At 27.5% G+C, this 17323-nt stretch carries 19 protein-coding genes and 3 tRNA genes; 18 read left to right on the plus strand and 4 right to left on the minus strand.

Features of this window, described 5'->3' with window-relative positions; all coding sequences use genetic code 11:
- The 4 genes from D4Z93_RS05360 (at position 1) to D4Z93_RS05375 (ending at position 1049) form a co-directional block, all read left to right on the plus strand.
- Positions 1-75: transfer RNA gene (locus D4Z93_RS05360), tRNA-Gln, on the plus strand.
- Between the two features lie 3 nt (positions 76-78).
- Positions 79-154 (plus strand) — tRNA-Lys (locus tag D4Z93_RS05365).
- 12 nt (positions 155-166) lie between these two features.
- Positions 167-251: transfer RNA gene (locus D4Z93_RS05370), tRNA-Leu, on the plus strand.
- A gap of 174 nt (positions 252-425) precedes the next feature.
- Complete coding sequence (locus D4Z93_RS05375) at positions 426-1049, plus strand: hypothetical protein (RefSeq protein ID WP_119971047.1); 624 nt, start codon at positions 426-428, stop codon at positions 1047-1049.
- 90 nt (positions 1050-1139) lie between these two features.
- Here the strand turns inward: D4Z93_RS05375 and D4Z93_RS05380 are convergent, their stop codons facing one another.
- A complete protein-coding gene (locus D4Z93_RS05380) occupies positions 1140-2417 on the minus strand; it encodes an ATP-binding protein (protein ID WP_119971048.1) in 1278 nt (425 codons plus the stop codon).
- Between the two features lie 485 nt (positions 2418-2902).
- Here D4Z93_RS05380 and D4Z93_RS05385 point away from each other — a divergent pair, with 485 nt between their 5' ends.
- The 6 genes from D4Z93_RS05385 to D4Z93_RS05410 all read left to right on the plus strand — a co-directional run bounded on the left by D4Z93_RS05385 (position 2903) and on the right by D4Z93_RS05410 (position 7354).
- Positions 2903-4189 (plus strand): cation:dicarboxylate symporter family transporter, encoded by a 1287-nt coding sequence (locus tag D4Z93_RS05385; RefSeq protein WP_119971050.1) that lies wholly within the window; start codon positions 2903-2905, stop codon positions 4187-4189.
- A 162-nt stretch (positions 4190-4351) separates the two neighbouring features.
- Complete coding sequence (locus tag D4Z93_RS05390; RefSeq protein WP_119971052.1) at positions 4352-4723, plus strand: GntR family transcriptional regulator; 372 nt, start codon at positions 4352-4354, stop codon at positions 4721-4723.
- Positions 4724-4767: 44 nt separating this feature from the next.
- Complete coding sequence (locus tag D4Z93_RS05395) at positions 4768-5634, plus strand: ABC transporter ATP-binding protein (RefSeq protein WP_119971054.1); 867 nt, start codon at positions 4768-4770, stop codon at positions 5632-5634.
- Positions 5627-6268, plus strand: a complete 642-nt coding sequence (locus tag D4Z93_RS05400; protein WP_119971056.1) for an ABC-2 transporter permease — start codon at positions 5627-5629, stop codon at positions 6266-6268. The genes D4Z93_RS05395 and D4Z93_RS05400 overlap by 8 nt, the downstream gene beginning before the upstream one ends.
- Positions 6269-6286: 18 nt before the next feature.
- Positions 6287-6940 carry an ABC-2 transporter permease gene (locus tag D4Z93_RS05405; protein WP_119971057.1) on the plus strand — a complete coding sequence of 218 codons (654 nt, stop codon included), beginning with the start codon at positions 6287-6289 and terminating at the stop codon, positions 6938-6940.
- Between the two features lie 90 nt (positions 6941-7030).
- A complete protein-coding gene (locus tag D4Z93_RS05410; RefSeq protein ID WP_119971059.1) occupies positions 7031-7354 on the plus strand; it encodes a hypothetical protein in 324 nt (107 codons plus the stop codon).
- 44 nt (positions 7355-7398) lie between these two features.
- On the opposite strand, the gene D4Z93_RS05415 is transcribed toward D4Z93_RS05410, so the two are convergent.
- Positions 7399-7836 (minus strand): hypothetical protein, encoded by a 438-nt coding sequence (locus D4Z93_RS05415; RefSeq protein WP_119971061.1) that lies wholly within the window; start codon positions 7834-7836, stop codon positions 7399-7401.
- Positions 7837-8037: 201 nt separating this feature from the next.
- Complete coding sequence (locus D4Z93_RS05420; RefSeq protein ID WP_119971063.1) at positions 8038-8571, minus strand: nitroreductase family protein; 534 nt, start codon at positions 8569-8571, stop codon at positions 8038-8040.
- Positions 8572-8721: 150 nt separating this feature from the next.
- Here D4Z93_RS05420 and D4Z93_RS05425 point away from each other — a divergent pair, with 150 nt between their 5' ends.
- From D4Z93_RS05425 to D4Z93_RS05435, 3 genes are all read left to right on the plus strand, one after another.
- Positions 8722-9588, plus strand: a complete 867-nt coding sequence (locus D4Z93_RS05425) for a cation diffusion facilitator family transporter (protein WP_119971065.1) — start codon at positions 8722-8724, stop codon at positions 9586-9588.
- Between the two features lie 121 nt (positions 9589-9709).
- Positions 9710-9877, plus strand: a complete 168-nt coding sequence (locus tag D4Z93_RS05430) for a DUF1540 domain-containing protein (protein ID WP_119971067.1) — start codon at positions 9710-9712, stop codon at positions 9875-9877.
- A 114-nt stretch (positions 9878-9991) separates the two neighbouring features.
- Complete coding sequence (locus D4Z93_RS05435; protein ID WP_119971069.1) at positions 9992-10858, plus strand: SDR family oxidoreductase; 867 nt, start codon at positions 9992-9994, stop codon at positions 10856-10858.
- Between the two features lie 139 nt (positions 10859-10997).
- On the opposite strand, the gene D4Z93_RS05440 is transcribed toward D4Z93_RS05435, so the two are convergent.
- A complete protein-coding gene (locus D4Z93_RS05440; protein ID WP_119971071.1) occupies positions 10998-12593 on the minus strand; it encodes a glycosyltransferase 87 family protein in 1596 nt (531 codons plus the stop codon).
- A 200-nt stretch (positions 12594-12793) separates the two neighbouring features.
- Here D4Z93_RS05440 and D4Z93_RS05445 point away from each other — a divergent pair, with 200 nt between their 5' ends.
- From D4Z93_RS05445 to spoIIGA, 5 genes are all read left to right on the plus strand, one after another.
- Positions 12794-13483: a response regulator transcription factor gene (locus tag D4Z93_RS05445; RefSeq protein ID WP_119971073.1), complete on the plus strand. Its 690-nt coding sequence runs from the start codon at positions 12794-12796 to the stop codon at positions 13481-13483.
- A gap of 10 nt (positions 13484-13493) precedes the next feature.
- Positions 13494-14957, plus strand: coding sequence for a sensor histidine kinase (locus D4Z93_RS05450; protein ID WP_119974241.1), 1464 nt, complete (start codon positions 13494-13496; stop codon positions 14955-14957).
- 98 nt (positions 14958-15055) lie between these two features.
- Positions 15056-15577, plus strand: a complete 522-nt coding sequence (locus tag D4Z93_RS05455) for a peptidylprolyl isomerase (protein ID WP_119971075.1) — start codon at positions 15056-15058, stop codon at positions 15575-15577.
- Positions 15574-16323: a DUF459 domain-containing protein gene (locus tag D4Z93_RS05460; protein WP_119971076.1), complete on the plus strand. Its 750-nt coding sequence runs from the start codon at positions 15574-15576 to the stop codon at positions 16321-16323. Before D4Z93_RS05455 ends, D4Z93_RS05460 begins: the two co-directional genes overlap by 4 nt.
- A gap of 177 nt (positions 16324-16500) precedes the next feature.
- Complete coding sequence (gene spoIIGA, locus D4Z93_RS05465) at positions 16501-17301, plus strand: sigma-E processing peptidase SpoIIGA (RefSeq protein ID WP_119971078.1); 801 nt, start codon at positions 16501-16503, stop codon at positions 17299-17301.
- Positions 17302-17323: the final 22 nt, after the last annotated feature.

Consider the following 17323-nt stretch of genomic DNA (forward strand, 5'->3'; position numbering starts at 1 on the left):
TGGGGTGTCGCCAAGTGGTAAGGCAATGGACTTTGACTCCATCATTCGTAGGTTCAAATCCTGCCATCCCAGCCATAGGGTTTACTAGCTCAGTTGGTAGAGCACATGACTTTTAATCATGGTGTCCGGGGTTCGATTCCCCGGTAAGCCACCAATATAATATTATGCAGGTGTGGCGAAATTGGCAGACGCACTAGACTTAGGATCTAGCGCTTTACGGCATGGGGGTTCGAGTCCCTTCACCTGCACCATATTCTGTGACTTGTGGACGCAAGTTATTTTTATTTTAAATTAAAAATTAAAAGTATTAAAAATATAGTGTAATGTCATTATATTTTTAATACTTTTAATATTTTTCATATATACAAAAAACGACTTTTTTCATGTATAATTACATGAGTTTAATATATTTAGGAGAGTTGATTATGGAAATTAGCAATTTTATTTTATCAAAAGTAGAAGATGATTTTTCTTACCAAATAAAACTTATTCCAAATAAAGTTTTAAATAAAATGACGGATTATATAATTGTATCATTTGATGACCTAATTAATTGCAGTCTATCGTTCAAGAAAAACGTTAATAGAGAAATTATAGACAATCAATATTCTTTAACCAAAAATGAATTAGAAAAGTATATAAATTTTTTAAATCGAATAAATGATAAACTTACACATGATGAACACATAGATCTTCAAGAATTTAGAATTAAAGATGGTGAGAAAATAGTAATTAATTCTTTAAAACGAAATTGTATAAAAATGTGTTCTATAAAAAATGGCGAAGACAGGCAAAGTAGAAATTTTTTTGTTTTATTTAAGGATGAACTTGCAGCATATATAAAAGTGCTTAAAAAAGTTTATTTTGGAGATAAACCTGCTGCTAAATATAATAGTGAATTCTTATTAAAGCCTATTACAAAGAAGGAATATGATGAAATTTATTTGGAGGCATTATATGTGATGGCAGATGGTGCCTTAGATTTAAAAGATAAAGAAAAATTTGAAGTTATAAGCAGTAAAATAAAAAGTTTGAATAAAGTACCATAAATTTACAAGAGCTTGTTGAACAACCAATACTGTTATTCAACAAGCTATATTCACATATTAATTGCTATTTTAAAATAATCATATTAATATTTATTTCTTTATCAATGAAGAAATTGGGAGCTTAACAGTAAAGATTGTTTTAAATTTACTTTTATTGCTTTTTAAGTTTATAGAACCATTTAAATTATTTACAACCTGGTTTACATATGGAAGTCCCATTCCTGTTGATGGCTTACCAGAAATATCATATTTTGTAGTATACCCGGGTTTAAAAATTAACTTGTTCTTTTTTTGAGGTATACCACTTCCTGTATCTGAAATTGTAATTTCTACATTATTTTTAAATTTATTTATGAGTAATTTTATGCAGCCCTTATCTTTGATAGATTCTATAGAATTTGATATTAAGTTATTCATAATAGAAAGAATTGTATAAACATGGAGTTCTGGGAAAGAATCATTAATTTCTAAAATGAATTCAATTTGTTTGTCTAATGATTCAGCATATTTTTTGTTTGTGTTAACTACAATATAACTTATCTTATCTATACTTATATAATCTGTATAATTTTCAGACATAATCATTTTGGATAGTCCTGCATATATTCTTTGGTTATCTTTTTTAATTTCATGTATCTGGCCCGTAATGTATAGTAGTTTTTGAGATAAATCTTTGGGATCATATATAACATCATTATTATTTAAATTCTCATATAAGTTATAGCAGTCTCTTGTAATACTTTCTGATTGTTTTAAGGTTTTATGAAGCTGCATTGATTCCTCATATAAATTTGAAATCAAAAGAATCATATGTTCATTTTGTTTTTTCTGTTCAATATTTTTCAATTCTACTTCATGAAGTTTAATTGCATAGAAGAAGCCTAGGGCAAAAAAACTTCGTATTATTGCTATTAAAAAAACTTCAATTACAATTGAAATTGTAATCATATCATTCAATAGAAAATATCTGAAGGTGAGTTCTACTATACTTGATGATGTTTCTATTATAATAGATAAAAAACCTATCCAGAGTGGATGTATTTTTGTTTTGTTGACTTTGGTTAATGTAAACATCAGTGCATATGTGAAATAATAAAAAAATGTTGGAAGATTAAATAATAAATTATGATAAAATCCAAAACCTGGTTTTGTTAATATATCCAATGTAAAGCGGAATCCAAAGACACTCAAGCCAACGATTAAACCTAGTAATACACGAGGCGTTTTTCTTATCATAAGTAAAAATAAGAAGAAGATTGGTACACCAAAGCTTATCTGAAAGGTGCTGTGAAATGGATAGAATTTTAATTCACCTGATAGAGATACTACAATTGCCATTAAGATTAAAGTAAATATATTTTCTTTCAATGGTATACAACTCCTTAAATCCAATAAAAAATAAAAGCCAATAATATTATAAGCTAAATCTTTAGATACAATCAAACATAAATTCAAGTAACTTTGGATTGAATTTATATAACTTTGGCCCTATTTAATTAATGGTAGATTAAATATAAATTATTCAATTTTGTTAAATTGATTTACTTTTATATTAGAATAATGAAATCATTTTATAGATGTATATGCATTAAAAAATATAAATAATTTAAAAAGCACACTTTTAACTGTCAATTAAAGATGATAACATAAAAAGTTTGAAATATACAATATTTTTCTGTTAATATTCAGAAAATATGAATTATTAGAATTATTAACGGAAGGTTTGCAGATATATCTATTTTTTAAAAAGTTTAAAAATATCATTATAGTTTTTTGTAGGATTTTATAGATTGCATTATACCATTATTAAAGTGGATTGATTCGATATAAATTATTAGAAAAGGATGATATAGATGAAGAAAATTAAGATCGGTTTAGGTATGCAGATATTCATCGGGCTTGTTCTGGGAGTCATAGTAGGGGCAATTTTTAAGGGAAATTCTGCAGTAGCAGCATTTTTACAACCTTTTGGTGATATCTTTTTGAGATTAATAAAAATGATAGTAGTTCCTATTGTGTTCTCAGCTCTTGTAGTTGCTATCGCAGGTGCAGGTGATTTAAAGCAAATAGGTAAAATTGGACTGAAAACTATAGTGTATTTTGAAATAGTTAGTACTATAGCTATAATACTTGGATTACTTATAGCTAATATATTCCATCCAGGTATTGGAGTAGATATGAGTGCTATTACAAAGACTAGTATTTCAAGCTATGTTAATACAACCAAAACGACATCAAATCATGGCTTTGTGGCTACACTTGTAAATATAGTTCCAACAAATATATTTGAATCTCTTTCTAATGGAGACATGCTTCCGGTAATTTTCTTTTCAATTATGTTTGGCTGTGGAATTTCGGCTGTTGGTGAAAGGGCTAAGCCAGTACTTAAAGTAGTAGATGGTATAGCACAAGTTATGTTTTGGATAACCAATCAGATAATGAAAACAGCACCTATTGGTGTTTTTGCTCTTATTGGAGTTACGGTTTCAAAATTTGGGGTGGCATCCTTAATACCACTTGGAAAACTAGTTATTTCAGTTTATGGTGCTATGGCATTCTTTATATTAGTTGTTTTTGGTACAATAGCAAGACTTGTCGGAGTAAATATCTTTAACTTGTTTAAAGTAATAAAGGATGAGATGATACTTGCTTATAGTACTGCAAGTTCAGAAGCTGTTTTGCCAAGAATTATGGAGAAGATGTCTAAGTTTGGATGCCCAAAGTCAATAGCAACATTTGTTATACCTACAGGTTATTCATTTAATTTGGATGGATCAACATTGTATGAAGCTATTGCAGCTATATTTATAGCACAAATGTATGGAATACATTTGTCTTTGGCAGCTCAGATTAATTTAGTAATAGTTTTAATGCTTACTTCAAAAGGAATAGCAGGAGTGCCGGGAGTATCGTTTGTTGTACTTCTTGCAACACTTGGTTCTGTTGGAATTCCTGTAGAAGGATTGGCATTTATAGCAGGAATAGATCGTATATTAGATATGGCAAGAACTTGTGTAAATGTAGTTGGAAATTCACTTGCTTCTATAGTAGTATCTAAATGGGAACATAAATATGATAGAGGTAAGGCGGATAAATATCTCGATGAATTAGGTAAAACAAATAGTGCAGAGGTTGCATAGATTTTAGAAAGACTATTTTATATTTAAAAATTCAGCTGCCCTATATTAGAAATTAATTTTTAATATAGGGCAGTTTTTATATTTTGGGTTGTTGCTTTTTGCGTATATACTGTATATAATAAATATATACAGTATATACGCAAAAATTAAGGGGTAATATATATGAATATTCTAATATCAAATTCTGCTGACAAACCAATTTATCAGCAGATAAAGGAACAGATGAAATCACTTATCATAAGGGGAGATATAGAGCAGGGGGAGCATCTCCCATCTATAAGAAATCTCGCAAGGGAACTTCAAATAAGCGTTATAACGACAAAAAGAGCCTATGAAGAACTTGAAAGGGAAGGTTTTATTGAAACTGTTCCTGGAAAGGGAAGTTTTGTTTCTCAGCAGAACAAAGAACTTTTGAAAGAAAGAAAAATAAAAATAATAGAAGAAAAACTTCAGGATGTAGTTGATCAGAGTATAGCAATGGATATTTCTCTTGATGAAATTATAGAAATTCTTAGAGTGCTGTACAATAGCTGATTTACAATTTAAATTATTTATTAGGTAGATGGAGGAAATAATTTATGGATAATATTATGGAAATAAAAAATTTAAGGAAGCAGTATGGCAGTTTTACATTAAAAGATATTAGTTTCACCCTTCCAGGGGGATACATAATGGGATTTATAGGACCCAATGGTTCGGGAAAGAGTACGACTATAAAGCTTATAATGAATTTAGTGAAAAAGACGGGGGGAGAAATAAAATTATTTGGAATGGATATGGAGAAACATGAGATAGAGATAAAGGACAGAATAGGTTTTGTATATGATGAAAATTACTACTATGAGGAATTAACGATAGATCAGATGAGAAAGGTAATACGACCATTTTATTCAAAATGGGATGATAGAATTTTTGATGATTATATAAATAGATTTAGTTTAAATCCAAAGATCAAAATTAAGAAGCTTTCAAAGGGCATGAAAACTAAATTTGCACTTGCTATGGCACTAAGTCATAATGCTGAACTTATAATAATGGATGAACCAACAGCCGGGCTTGATCCTATTTTTAGAAGAGAGATTCTAGACATACTGCATGAATTAATACAGGATGGAGATAAAAGTGTATTTTTTTCAACACACATAACAACTGATCTTGAAAAAATTGCGGATTATATAACATTTATAAATGATGGAAATATAGTTTTTTCAAAAGAAAAGGATGTTATTATGGATGAGTATGCGTTGATAAAAGGTCCCCTTGATCTTTTAAACCATGAAAATGAGACTTCATTTATTGGAATTAGAAAAAATAAATATGGTTTCGAAGCTCTTATAAGTGACAGGAAATCTATAAAAAGGATTTATAAAGACAAAATCATTATGGAAAAAGCAAGTCTTGAAGATATTATGTTTTTTACGGCAAAGGGGGAAAGAAATGTTTAATCTTATATTAAAAGATCTCAAATATCAAAGAACTAATGCTATCAGTATTTTTATAATTATGCTTGTAATATTTTTTTTCCATGATCAGCTTAATATTTATGGAATGTATTTTTTAATTAGTTTTTCTGCTGTATTTATAATTATAGAGGCAATACAAAGAATTGAGGGATTTAGAAAGGTAAATAATATTACAAATTCACTGCCAGTTAAGAGAAAGAATATAGTAATTTCAATTTATGCAGAGTTAATTTTAGTACAAGTATTTATAATGCTCATATACTGTGGATTGAGCTATATACTGGGATATAATTTAAAAATTATTAAACTGGATAAATTATTAACTGGTTTTGAATTTATTACGGTTGTAATGTCTATTAACCTATTTGTTGAATTTGCTATAAATTATAAGATTGCTGGATTGGCTTCAACATTATTATATGGTTTTATCTTTGGAGCAAGTTTTTCATTTTTTATAGGCAATTTGGAAGATAATTTAGATTTTATATATGGAACTATAAATTTTTTTAATATAAATTATTTCAAACTTGAGATTTTGATATTTGTGTCTGTAATTTTAATTTTTATTATGTCGATGCTATTGTCAATCAAGTTTTATGAAAAGAAGGATATATAAAGTTTGGAGGCAGATAAAATGATAAATTTAATAAAAAAAGATTTTATTCTTATGAAGAATTTGATAATTATAATGACAGCATTTGTGTCTATTTTTATATATATAATTTATAGCTCTAAAGAATACAATGATATAGGATACGGCTTTATAGTGTTTTTAATGGGATATCTGACTTTTTTAATGATGGGAAAATATAAAAAGAAAAAAAATGAGTATATGGTCATAAGCAGTCTCCCAATTTATAAAAATACAATAGTATTTGTAAATTATTTTATGATGATATTGTATACACTGTTTTTTTACATTATCATAGTTTTAGAAACTTTTCTTTTGAGGACATTTGGAATTAGTGGATATAATCTTACCAATATATGGGTGCTCATTGCTCCTTTAGGATTATTATTAATAAATTTTTCAATTATGAATCCATTTGATATAAAAGATAGCAGATTCGCAGAAGGTTTAAAGATAATAACATATGTCTTAATATGTTTATTGCCCCAGATTTTAATGAAGTTTTATAAAACATCTATGGGAATGAAGATTTTTAAAGTCATTGCAAGACCAGATTTTATGTATATAGCTGTAATTTCAATATTCATATTTGGATTAGTAAGTTATTTAATATCTTTTATGATATCTGTTAAAATATATAAAAACTTTGATAATTAAATTTTGTATATGGAACTTTTTTATTTTGATATTGTATTTTTAATGGTAATATAAATATATGATAATTTATATAGACAAGGAGCAGAATTGATGAAGCAGAATTTAAAATCTATCAATATCAGATTTACAGTGATCATGATTATTATATCTACAATTTTAATTATAGCAGTTACTCATCTTACAAAAGATTTATCTTTAAAATCGATAATTATATTGATGTTCTTTTATTATCCATGTATATCATTTATATTGGGAATTGTATCGAATAAAATTGGGGCAAATAAGGTGATTATGATTACAGCTATTTTGATAATATACATATTAAATATGATTGTAAATTTTGATTCTAAAGGATTTGTATATATATTATTTTATTTTGGATTTGCGGCTGTAGGAATATTTTACGAGAGATAAAAACTAAACTCCATAATTTATTATAGTATGGAGCTTAGTTTTATTTATAATATACTTTCAGCAAGTTCTTTTAGAGAATTTATTTTGCTATCAGCATCAAGAAATGTTGAGTCATATTTATCTTTTAATATCTTAAAAAAATCTATAAATTTTTGCTGATCTTCTCTGGTAAATTTAAATTGGCCGGCAATAGCATTTAAAAATTTAATTTCTTCTTCATCGAAACTTCCATCAATTAAAGCTAAACCTATTAATTCAAGATAAATTATATTTTTAATTCTTGAGGTTGAATCTTTTAATTGTTCAATAATTTTATCAAAGGACATATGTGGTATTTCATCTTTATTAAGTGAAAGTTCTTCTATGTAGTCACAAATCAAATTTTTTTCCTTTTTGGCAAATAAATTATCCGATTTGGCAAGAAGTTCAACCAAATTTACAAATGCAATGGATTCTTTTTTATTAAGTTCATTTAAAAACACTTAAACTACCTCCTCTAGAGTATATATTAAATACTATAAACTTATTATACAGTTTAACATACTATTTAACAAATTTTAAAAAAACCTATTTTAAATAAAATAAAACCTTTCATTTAAAATAAGTTTATAAATCTAAGCTTAACTTATGCGTAGGCCTAAATTTTAGAAATCCCGGCAAGAACATAAGTTAAGCTTTTGTTTTTATATAAATTTTGCAATTTCATCAATGTTTTTACGTATTTTTTTGCGAATCTCTGTATCTGCAGAATAACCTATACTTATTACAAGTCTGATTCTTTTCGACGGATCTATATTAAGTAAATTTTTTAACTTTTTTTCATTAAACCACCCCATAATACAAGTTGATAATCCCTGTTCAGTGGCTTCCAGGCATAATTGACATGATGCAATTCCTATATCAATTGAGGAATAGTCCTGATTTTTTATTTTTGCCCCTATTCTAGCTTTTATATCTGTTTTTTCCTGAAGTACAATTATAAAGGCAGGACATTTTTCTGTGAATTTATTCATAACTAAATCTTCAATACATTTGGCAACTTTAAATGAAAGTTCTTTATTATTTATGATTATAAATCTCCAGGGTTGCCCATTACAAGCTGATGGAGCAATTCTGGCTGCCTCTATACAAGAAATTAATTTTTCTTTTTCCACTGGTTTATTGCTGTAGTTTCTACAACTCTCTCTTTTTTCTATTAAATCAAAAAAATTATTCATTATGAAAATCCTCTCATCAATATATTTTTAATTATTTTATAATGGTATTTTTTATATTTGTCAAGATAAATAAATGTTGAAAAATTTATATATTTTAGCAGCAGGGGAATACTAAAATATTATACACAGTCGAGTTTGAGGGAAATAAATATGGAAGAGGATTATAAAAATATTAAAATAGCTGAGAAAAGAGCCGGAATCAGTCTTATAATATATGTTATTTTGAGTATATTTAAGCTTATAGTTGGTTATCTTTTTAAGTCGAAAGCACTTATTGCAGATGGGATTAATAATTCAACTGATATAATTGCATCTATATCAATTATAATAGGGTTAAAAATATCTAGAAAACCTGTTGATTATAATCATGCTTATGGACATTTGAGGGCAGAAACGATATCATCTTTAATTGCGTCGATAATAATGATAGCTGTGAGTTTTGAGGTTATTTATAATGGTATTCATTCAATAATATTTTTAAATAAAAAAGCTCCAGATATATTGTCGGCGTTTGTTGCTATCTTATGTGCTTTAGTAATATATATTGTGTATATATATAATATGAAAATTGCTGTTAAGGTTAAAAGTTCCGCCTTAAAGGCATCTGCAAAAGACAACTTTTCGGATGCTATTGTGAGTTTGGGAACTGCTGTAGGAATTATTGCATCTCAGTTTGGTTTGCCATGGATAGACCCACTTGCAGCAATAGTTGTAGGACTAATAATATTAAAAACTGGATTTGATATATTTAAAGAAACTTCATATGATTTAACAGATGGTTTTGATAAAAAAAAGCTTATAGGAGTAGTTTCAAAAATAAAAAAAGTTAGTGGGGTACATAAAGTAAAAGATATAAAGGCAAGAGTTCATGGAAATAATATTTTACTTGATATTACAATATATGTTAATCCAAATTTAACGGTAAAGGAGAGTCATAAGATTACTGAAGAAATAGAAACAATGTTGAATTCCGAATTTAAAATAAGATATGCTATAGTTCATGTAGAACCAGACTAGGGCTTATAGAATGTTAAAGTATATATGCCATTTTACATTTATTGTATAGGATAATATTTTAAAATAAATCCATACTACTATTGTATTAAGTTTATATATTTAATTTAAGGAGGATTTTATTATGGATAATAATTGTAGAATGCAAGTAAAGTGTGGAGTTGATAGTTGTCATTATTGGCAGGATAGTATGTGTCATGCAGATCAATTAGAGGTAAATCCTATGAGTGGTAAAGCTAATCCTCATACTAGTGATGATACCTGCTGTAAAACGTTTAAACCATGTAGATAGTTTTATTAACGTTTTAAACCCAAATTATTTTATGATTTGGGTTTTTTTAATAAATATTTTTCTTTAAGTGGAAGATACTATTTCTAAAAGAATATAATAGAGGAGTGATATAATATGAATTTTCCGACAAATTTTCCAAAGCAGCATCAAAATAAGCAGCCTGGATTTGAGTATGAAATGAATCCCAAACCTGTATATGATGATCCACTGTATAATAAAAAGGGAGATCTTTTAAAGGATCAAGTGGCTGTAATAACAGGTGGAGACAGTGGTATAGGCAGGGCCATTTCAGTAGCTTATGCAAATCAGGGAGCAGATATAGCAATAATATATTTAAATGAACATAAAGATGCTGAAGAAACTAAATGTATCGTTGAAAGCAAAGGTGCTAAATGCGTACTCATACCTGGAGATATAAGTGATGTAAATTTTTGCAATGAAGCCATAGAAAAGGTTGCCATGTCGTATGGAAAGATAGATATACTTGTTAATAATGCAGCTGTACAGTATGAGTGCCAGGATATAAAACAGCTTAAAGATGAACAATTTGACAGAACTTTTAAAACAAATGTATATGGAACATTTTATATGACTAGAGCAGCAATGAAATATTTAAAATGTGGATCTTCTATAATAAATACTACTTCAATAGTTGCATTCAGGGGAAGCCCAAAATTAGTAGACTACTCAATGACAAAGGGAGCTATAGAGGCTTTTACGAGATCATTATCTACTGCATTAACACAAGGAAGGACTGGTATAAGAATAAATGCGGTTGCACCTGGTCCAATATGGACTCCTTTAATACCGGCTTCATTTAATGATACTGAGACTTCAGAATTTGGATCAAATACAACTATGGGAAGGGCAGGTGAACCTGTCGAATGTGCAGGCGCTTATGTATTTTTAGCATCGAAGAATGCATCATATATTACAGGGCAGACGATACATGTAAATGGCGGAGAAATAGTAAATGCATAGATTTAATTATTGCACATTAAATTGTGATTGTAATCTGGAAGTGCAATAAATAAAATATTAATTATTGTGCAATCTAAAAGTAGACAACTTGTAAAGCACCGTAATATTGTAAAAATATTACGGCGCTTTATATAAAGATCTATAAATAAGTTTTTTTCTTCACTGCGATGTCTAATAAGGTTTTTGCCAAATATATAAATAACAATACATTTAATAGTGATATTACAGTAAGCATTGTATTAAATGAGCTAATATTTGAATATACAAGTATATAGTGAATATTGGTATATACAGTTATTGTAAAACCAAGGCTCAGGAGTAAGAATCTTTTGTCTTTAATATATATATAAGTTAGAATGCATAATGCAACAGCAGAAAATAAGTATCTTTCATGCATGCTTGTTGAAAAAGTAAATACACCTGATATCTGAAGTAATGCTGCAGCCGGTGCAATTTTTTTATCATCTGCTTTAATATATATATACCAGGTAAACAGCGTAGTAAGAACTATGAATATAAGTCCTATAATATGATAACTTAAACCAAATACAGTATTTGTATCTTTAACAAAATTCTTACCTATCAAACTGAAAAAGTTGAATCCATTGACTGATGCATATGGATATTCACCCACAGTATTTGTATACAGTTTAAATATCCAGGTGAACCCATTTGTAATTGAAAATGGGAGCACTATAATAATTGCTGTAATTATAGCAGCCAAAGCGGCCTTTAAGAAAATCTTAATATCTTTCCTTCTTACAAGTTCAAAGAACAATACTGGTAAAAATATAATTCCCTGAGGTTTCATCAGTATAGCAGCGGAAAATAATATAGAAGATAAAATAAGTTTTTCTTCAGAAATTGTGAATATTGAAAGTACAATAAGTAATGTGAAAAATGAATCTACTTGTCCCCAAACAGCAGAATCTATAAAAATAGCCGGATTAAAAATATAAAATGCTGATATCAATAAAGCAGTTTTAGGTGAAATATATTTTTTGCATAGTTTGTATATAATAATTGAAGTAATTATGTCTGCAATCACTGATGGCAACTTTAACAGCAGGTTAAAACTTGAACTTGTGCCTGGAATACTCGTTATTTTACCAATTAAATATAATATATACATGTATAATGGTGGGTAATCAACTGACTTTGAGCTTGAATAAATTTGAAATAGGTTATTTGCAGCAGCATTTGCCCAGTTTCCAAATAAATTAAGGTCATTATGCGACTTTGTAACAATTGAGAGGAAAAGTCTTAAGAACAATCCTATACACAATAATGATATAATAATGAACTTTTCGTCCGGGTAAATGATTTTATTATTTTTATGTTTAAAAAAGTAATATAGTAAAATGGATAATATGATAAATGCTATTGAATAAACAGCTATCATAATATTATATTTTCCTGATGTTCCTTTAGAAAAATTATTTTGCTGATGATTAAAATTATTTTGATGATTTTTGTTATTCACCATACTATTATTTTTAGGTGTATTACTTAATCCATTAAAGTTATTTTGTTTATTTTGATCAGGTTTTTGATTCCGTGATTTATTAAATTTAGCATTATTCTGTTGTGATTTTTGCGGTGTACCATTAAATTCAATTCTGTTGTAATTTGAATTAGTATTTTTGTAGTTAAATAAAGTGAAAGTAAATAATATTATAGATGCACATGCTAAAAAAAATAAACTTATTTTAGTAAAATTTTTCTTTAGAATCATAATAAGCCCTCCTTTTTGACTAACTTAAGATCAATATATGATTATAAATTTTAAAACAAATAACATATACTAATTTAATTTTATAATTATCTGCTAAATTAAATCCCCGCAAAATTGTGGCAAATTTGAAGTAATATAAAATTTAGATGATATCAATATTTCCCTCATGGTAAAATATAATGATGAGGTGAAGATGAAATATGGATAAAAAATTAATATACATTGCTGATGATGAAATAAATATTTGTAATATAATAAAATCATTCCTTTTAAAAGAGGGGTTTAAAGTAGAAATATTTAATGACGGAAATTCGATCTTCGAGGCTTTTAATGCAAGACCTGCCGATATGCTTATTATTGATATAATGATGCCTGAAATGGATGGATATTCATTGTGCTCACTTATAAGGGAAAAGAGTTCTGTGCCTATAATAATTGTGTCTGCCAAGGATACGGAAACTGATAGAATAGCTGGATTAACCCTGGGAAGTGATGATTATTTAACCAAACCATTTAGCCCAATTGAGCTTATTGCTAGAATTAAAAGCATTTTTAGAAGAATTGACTTTGATAAAAGAAATAGTACATTAACTAATGTTATTAATATATATGATATTTCAATAAATATAGATAAAAAAGAAGTTAGGTTTAGAGGTGAAGATGTTGGGCTAACAAAAATGGAATTTTCTCTTTTAAGTTATCTTGTTTTAAATAAGAATAGAGCAGTTAGCAGAAATGAACTTCTTGATAAAATATGGGGATTTGAAGATGAAGTTGAAACTAGAGCAACTGATGATATGATAAAAAGGATAAGAAAAAAGCTTTCTGATATTGGATCAATATTAAAAATACGAACTGTATGGGGATTTGGTTTTAAAATAGATGATTAGGAATGATTTAATGAAGAAAAATACGATCAAATGGAAGATATTTAAATATAATATTACAGCAATTGTTATGCTTACTATGTTAACGACTATAGTATTTAATATTGCTGTACGTACATATATAAAAAATGATATAAAAGATGAATTGAATAAAATTGCTGTAAATACAGAAAATGAAGCTTTAAGACATGGTCCGGATTTTCTGACTGACTCAAAGAAAGCACCTCCTGTAGATTTACGGAAACGTGATGATAATTTTTTAAAATTTCACTTTATGTTAGATGAATCTTTAAAGAAATCACTTTCTGTATTAAATGCCGATTATGTTTTATTAGATAAGGATAAAAAGATTATAAAAACTATTCCAGAAGGCAAAAATTATAATAGGATATCAAATGAATTGATAAATCAGTTATTATATGAGGTAAATAGGTCTAAAGATTTGGATAAAGGTAAATTTTCGGGGTTTTATTTTTCAGGTATTCAGTATGTGTCTGTAGTAAGGCCAGTATCAGATAAGAATTCTTTTGGACTTGGATGGATTGTTATATACTCCAGTCTTCAAAAGATAAATCAGATCCAGCTTGAAATAAATTTAATTTTATTTGTAATTTTGCTTATATCAGCCTTTATTACAGCAATATTTTCATCTATAACTGCAAAAAAGGTGTCAGAATCATTTTCTTATCTTAATAAAAGATTAAGGGAGATTTCAGAAAGAAACTTTGGAAATAAAATTGATGTGGAGGTATATGACGAGCTTCGTGATTTTGTAAATAACATAAATAATATGTCCGAAAAACTTGAGACATATGATAGGGCACAGAAAACATTTCTACAAAATGCATCACACGAATTCAGGACACCACTCACGTCTATTCAGAGTTATGCTGAGGGTATAAAGTATGATGTTATTGATCCTATAAATGCGGCTGATATAATAATTGATGAGTCCAAAAGATTAACTAGGTTGGTGGAAGATTTACTTTATTTATCACGACTTGATTCGATAGAAGAAAATTACAATATGAATGAATTGGATTTTAATGCGTTTATAGAGAGTTGTGTAAAACGTATAAATATTATTGCAATTAAGTATTCAGTGAAGATCTCAGTTAAGAAATTAAAGAACAATATATATGTGTTAGCGGACGAAGAAAAGTTATCACGTGCTGTAAATAATTTAATAAGTAATTCTATAAGGTACGCGAAAACAACAGTTTCAATATCATCGGAAATTGTAGCAGATAGGGTTATATTAAAAATATCAGATAACGGTTCAGGCTTTAAAGAGGATGAACTTCCCTATATATTTGATAGGTTTTATAAAGGTAAAAATGGAAAGTTTGGATTGGGATTATCCATAAGTAAAAATGTTATAGAGAAATTAAATGGCAGAATATATGCTTATAATACAGAAGATGGGGCAGAATTTACGGTTGAACTGCCGATATCAAATAAAATAAATTTTGCTTGACATATATGAGAATAATAATTATTGTATAAATGCGAGTAGTTTAATAAATATTTATATTTTTTTGTGGTAAATAATAATGAATGAAAGAAGGAATGAAAATGAAAAATCCTATAGTTACAATTGAAATGGAAAACGGAAAGAAGATAGATATAGAACTTTATCCAGATGTCGCACCAAACACAGTAAATAACTTTATATCTTTAGTTAAAAAAGGGTTCTATAATGGTGTGGTTTTTCACAGAATAATACCTGGTTTTATGATTCAGGGTGGAGATCCTGAAGGTACAGGAATGGGAGGACCTGGATATTCAATTAAAGGTGAGTTCTCAGGGAATGGTTTTAAGAATGATTTAAAGCACGAAAAAGGAGTGATTTCTATGGCTAGAACTATGGCTCCAGACTCTGCAGGTTCTCAATTTTTTATAATGACAGATGATGCACCGCATTTAGATGGACAGTATGCTGCTTTTGGAAAGGTAATAAACGGTATAGATGAAGTAGAAAGAATAGTAATGGAGAAAAGAGACTATAATGATAAACCATATGATGATCAAAAAATGAAAAGTGTATCTGTAGAAACCTTTGATAAAGAGTATAAGGATCCAGAGATGATACTGTGAATAAAAAATTTAAGTTTGTTGTATTGTTTCTTGTTGTAATTATTATTGGGACTGGAGGGTTATATTTTAGTTTAAGTAAAAGTCATAATTCTAAAATAAAAGAAGTATACAAAAATTCATATAATATTTTGGCTATGGGGGATTCGCTTGCAAGAGGAACTGGTGATGAGACTGGAAAAGGTTTTGTAAATGATTTTGCACTATTGTGGAAAAATAAAACAAATAGTTCTGTTAGTGTTGATAATATTGCTGTAAATGGTGATACATCTTCTGGACTTTTAAATATTGTAAAAAGACAGGAAACTGTTCAAGATATAAAGCAAGCGGATATTATATTTATATCCATTGGAGGAAATGAAATAAAGAATTTTTATTTTTCTGCTCAATCAAATGAACTTACATTAGATAATGTAAAAGCGATAGAAAATAAATATTTTAGTAATCTTGAAGATATTTTTAAGTGTATAAAAAATGCTAATTCAAACTGTACAGTAGTATTTGTAGGCTTATATAATCCTTCAGAAGATAAATTGACATCAAGTGAAACTAATTTACTGGAATTTTGGAATCATATGACAGATAATTTTGTATCCAAATACGATGTTATATTTATTCCGACATATGATTTATTCAAGGGAAATACTAATAGATATCTTTCCTCAGATAAATTTCATCCTAATTCTCGTGGATATGATATTATATCAAATAGAATATTTGATGTATTAAAAAATCATAATATTAAATAATAAATAAAAAATTTAAAGGAATTATTCTAAAGTGGAGATTTTAGAATAATTCCTTTAAATTTTTTGGAAAATCATGTAAATCAAAAATATTATTTTTGATTAAAAAATGACAAAAAATTGAAATTAATAGGTATATAATATTGGTATAAATAATAAACACAGAGGTGAGAAATTTTATTGATTGTATATATTGATGTTCTAATTCTGGAAAATGTAATAGTAAATTTTTTTTTGCTGTATTTGACTGCGAGAACTCTTAAAATAGAGATTAAATTTGTATATATATTTATTTCGGCTGTATTTGGAGGAATGTATACAATTGTACTTGTTTATCCTGCTCTATTTAGGTTCTCATCTATTTTATTTAAACTTCTTGCAGCGTTAATAATGGTATTTATAGCATTTAGATGTAAAGAGCTCAAATTGAATTTTAAAATTCTATGTATATTTATTTTATATTCTATGGTACTTGCAGGTATGTGTATGTTTATAGAATATAATAATTCTATTTATGAAAATTATTTTGCTATATATGATTTTTCATATAAAAAGCTTATGATATCAATTATGTTGATTTATATGTGTATAGATAGAATATTAATTTATGTGAAAGATAAGAAAAGTATTAATAAGTTTGTATTTAAAGTTGATATTGTACTAGATAATAGTGTGAAAACAATAAATGCTTTTTTAGATACAGGAAACGAATTGAGAGAACCAGCTACAAATTTACCTGTAATAGTTGTCGAAGAATCAATTTTTAAAGATATTGATTTAAATGTATATGACAAGTTTTATATACCGTACAAGGTAATTAATGGACAAAGTGGAGTTATGAAAGGAATAAAACCTAAATGTGTTGTTATACATGAGAATGATAAAAGTGAAAAAAAAGATGCTATAATTGCATTTTGCAATAAAAAATTAAGTGAATTTAATGAATATAATGCTTTGCTTTCAAGAAGCATGACATTCTAGAAAATACAAAAATGAAAAGGAG

The sequence above is a fragment of the Clostridium fermenticellae genome (assembly GCF_003600355.1).
Classification (GTDB): domain Bacteria; phylum Bacillota; class Clostridia; order Clostridiales; family Clostridiaceae; genus Clostridium_AV; species Clostridium_AV fermenticellae.

Excerpts from the sequence above, each read along its gene's own strand:
- D4Z93_RS05375 (WP_119971047.1), top strand. The coding sequence starts at position 426 with ATGGAAATTAGCAATTTTATTTTATCAAAAGTAGAAGATGATTTTTCT.
- D4Z93_RS05385 (WP_119971050.1), top strand. The coding sequence starts at position 2,903 with ATGAAGAAAATTAAGATCGGTTTAGGTATGCAGATATTCATCGGGCTT.
- D4Z93_RS05390 (WP_119971052.1), top strand. The coding sequence starts at position 4,352 with ATGAATATTCTAATATCAAATTCTGCTGACAAACCAATTTATCAGCAG.
- D4Z93_RS05395 (WP_119971054.1), top strand. The coding sequence starts at position 4,768 with ATGGATAATATTATGGAAATAAAAAATTTAAGGAAGCAGTATGGCAGT.
- D4Z93_RS05400 (WP_119971056.1), top strand. The coding sequence starts at position 5,627 with ATGTTTAATCTTATATTAAAAGATCTCAAATATCAAAGAACTAATGCT.
- D4Z93_RS05405 (WP_119971057.1), top strand. The coding sequence starts at position 6,287 with ATGATAAATTTAATAAAAAAAGATTTTATTCTTATGAAGAATTTGATA.
- D4Z93_RS05410 (WP_119971059.1), top strand. The coding sequence starts at position 7,031 with ATGAAGCAGAATTTAAAATCTATCAATATCAGATTTACAGTGATCATG.
- D4Z93_RS05420 (WP_119971063.1), bottom strand. The coding sequence starts at position 8,571 with ATGAATAATTTTTTTGATTTAATAGAAAAAAGAGAGAGTTGTAGAAAC.
- D4Z93_RS05425 (WP_119971065.1), top strand. The coding sequence starts at position 8,722 with ATGGAAGAGGATTATAAAAATATTAAAATAGCTGAGAAAAGAGCCGGA.
- D4Z93_RS05430 (WP_119971067.1), top strand. The coding sequence starts at position 9,710 with ATGGATAATAATTGTAGAATGCAAGTAAAGTGTGGAGTTGATAGTTGT.
- D4Z93_RS05435 (WP_119971069.1), top strand. The coding sequence starts at position 9,992 with ATGAATTTTCCGACAAATTTTCCAAAGCAGCATCAAAATAAGCAGCCT.
- D4Z93_RS05440 (WP_119971071.1), bottom strand. The coding sequence starts at position 12,593 with ATGATTCTAAAGAAAAATTTTACTAAAATAAGTTTATTTTTTTTAGCA.
- D4Z93_RS05445 (WP_119971073.1), top strand. The coding sequence starts at position 12,794 with ATGGATAAAAAATTAATATACATTGCTGATGATGAAATAAATATTTGT.
- D4Z93_RS05450 (WP_119974241.1), top strand. The coding sequence starts at position 13,494 with ATGAAGAAAAATACGATCAAATGGAAGATATTTAAATATAATATTACA.
- D4Z93_RS05455 (WP_119971075.1), top strand. The coding sequence starts at position 15,056 with ATGAAAAATCCTATAGTTACAATTGAAATGGAAAACGGAAAGAAGATA.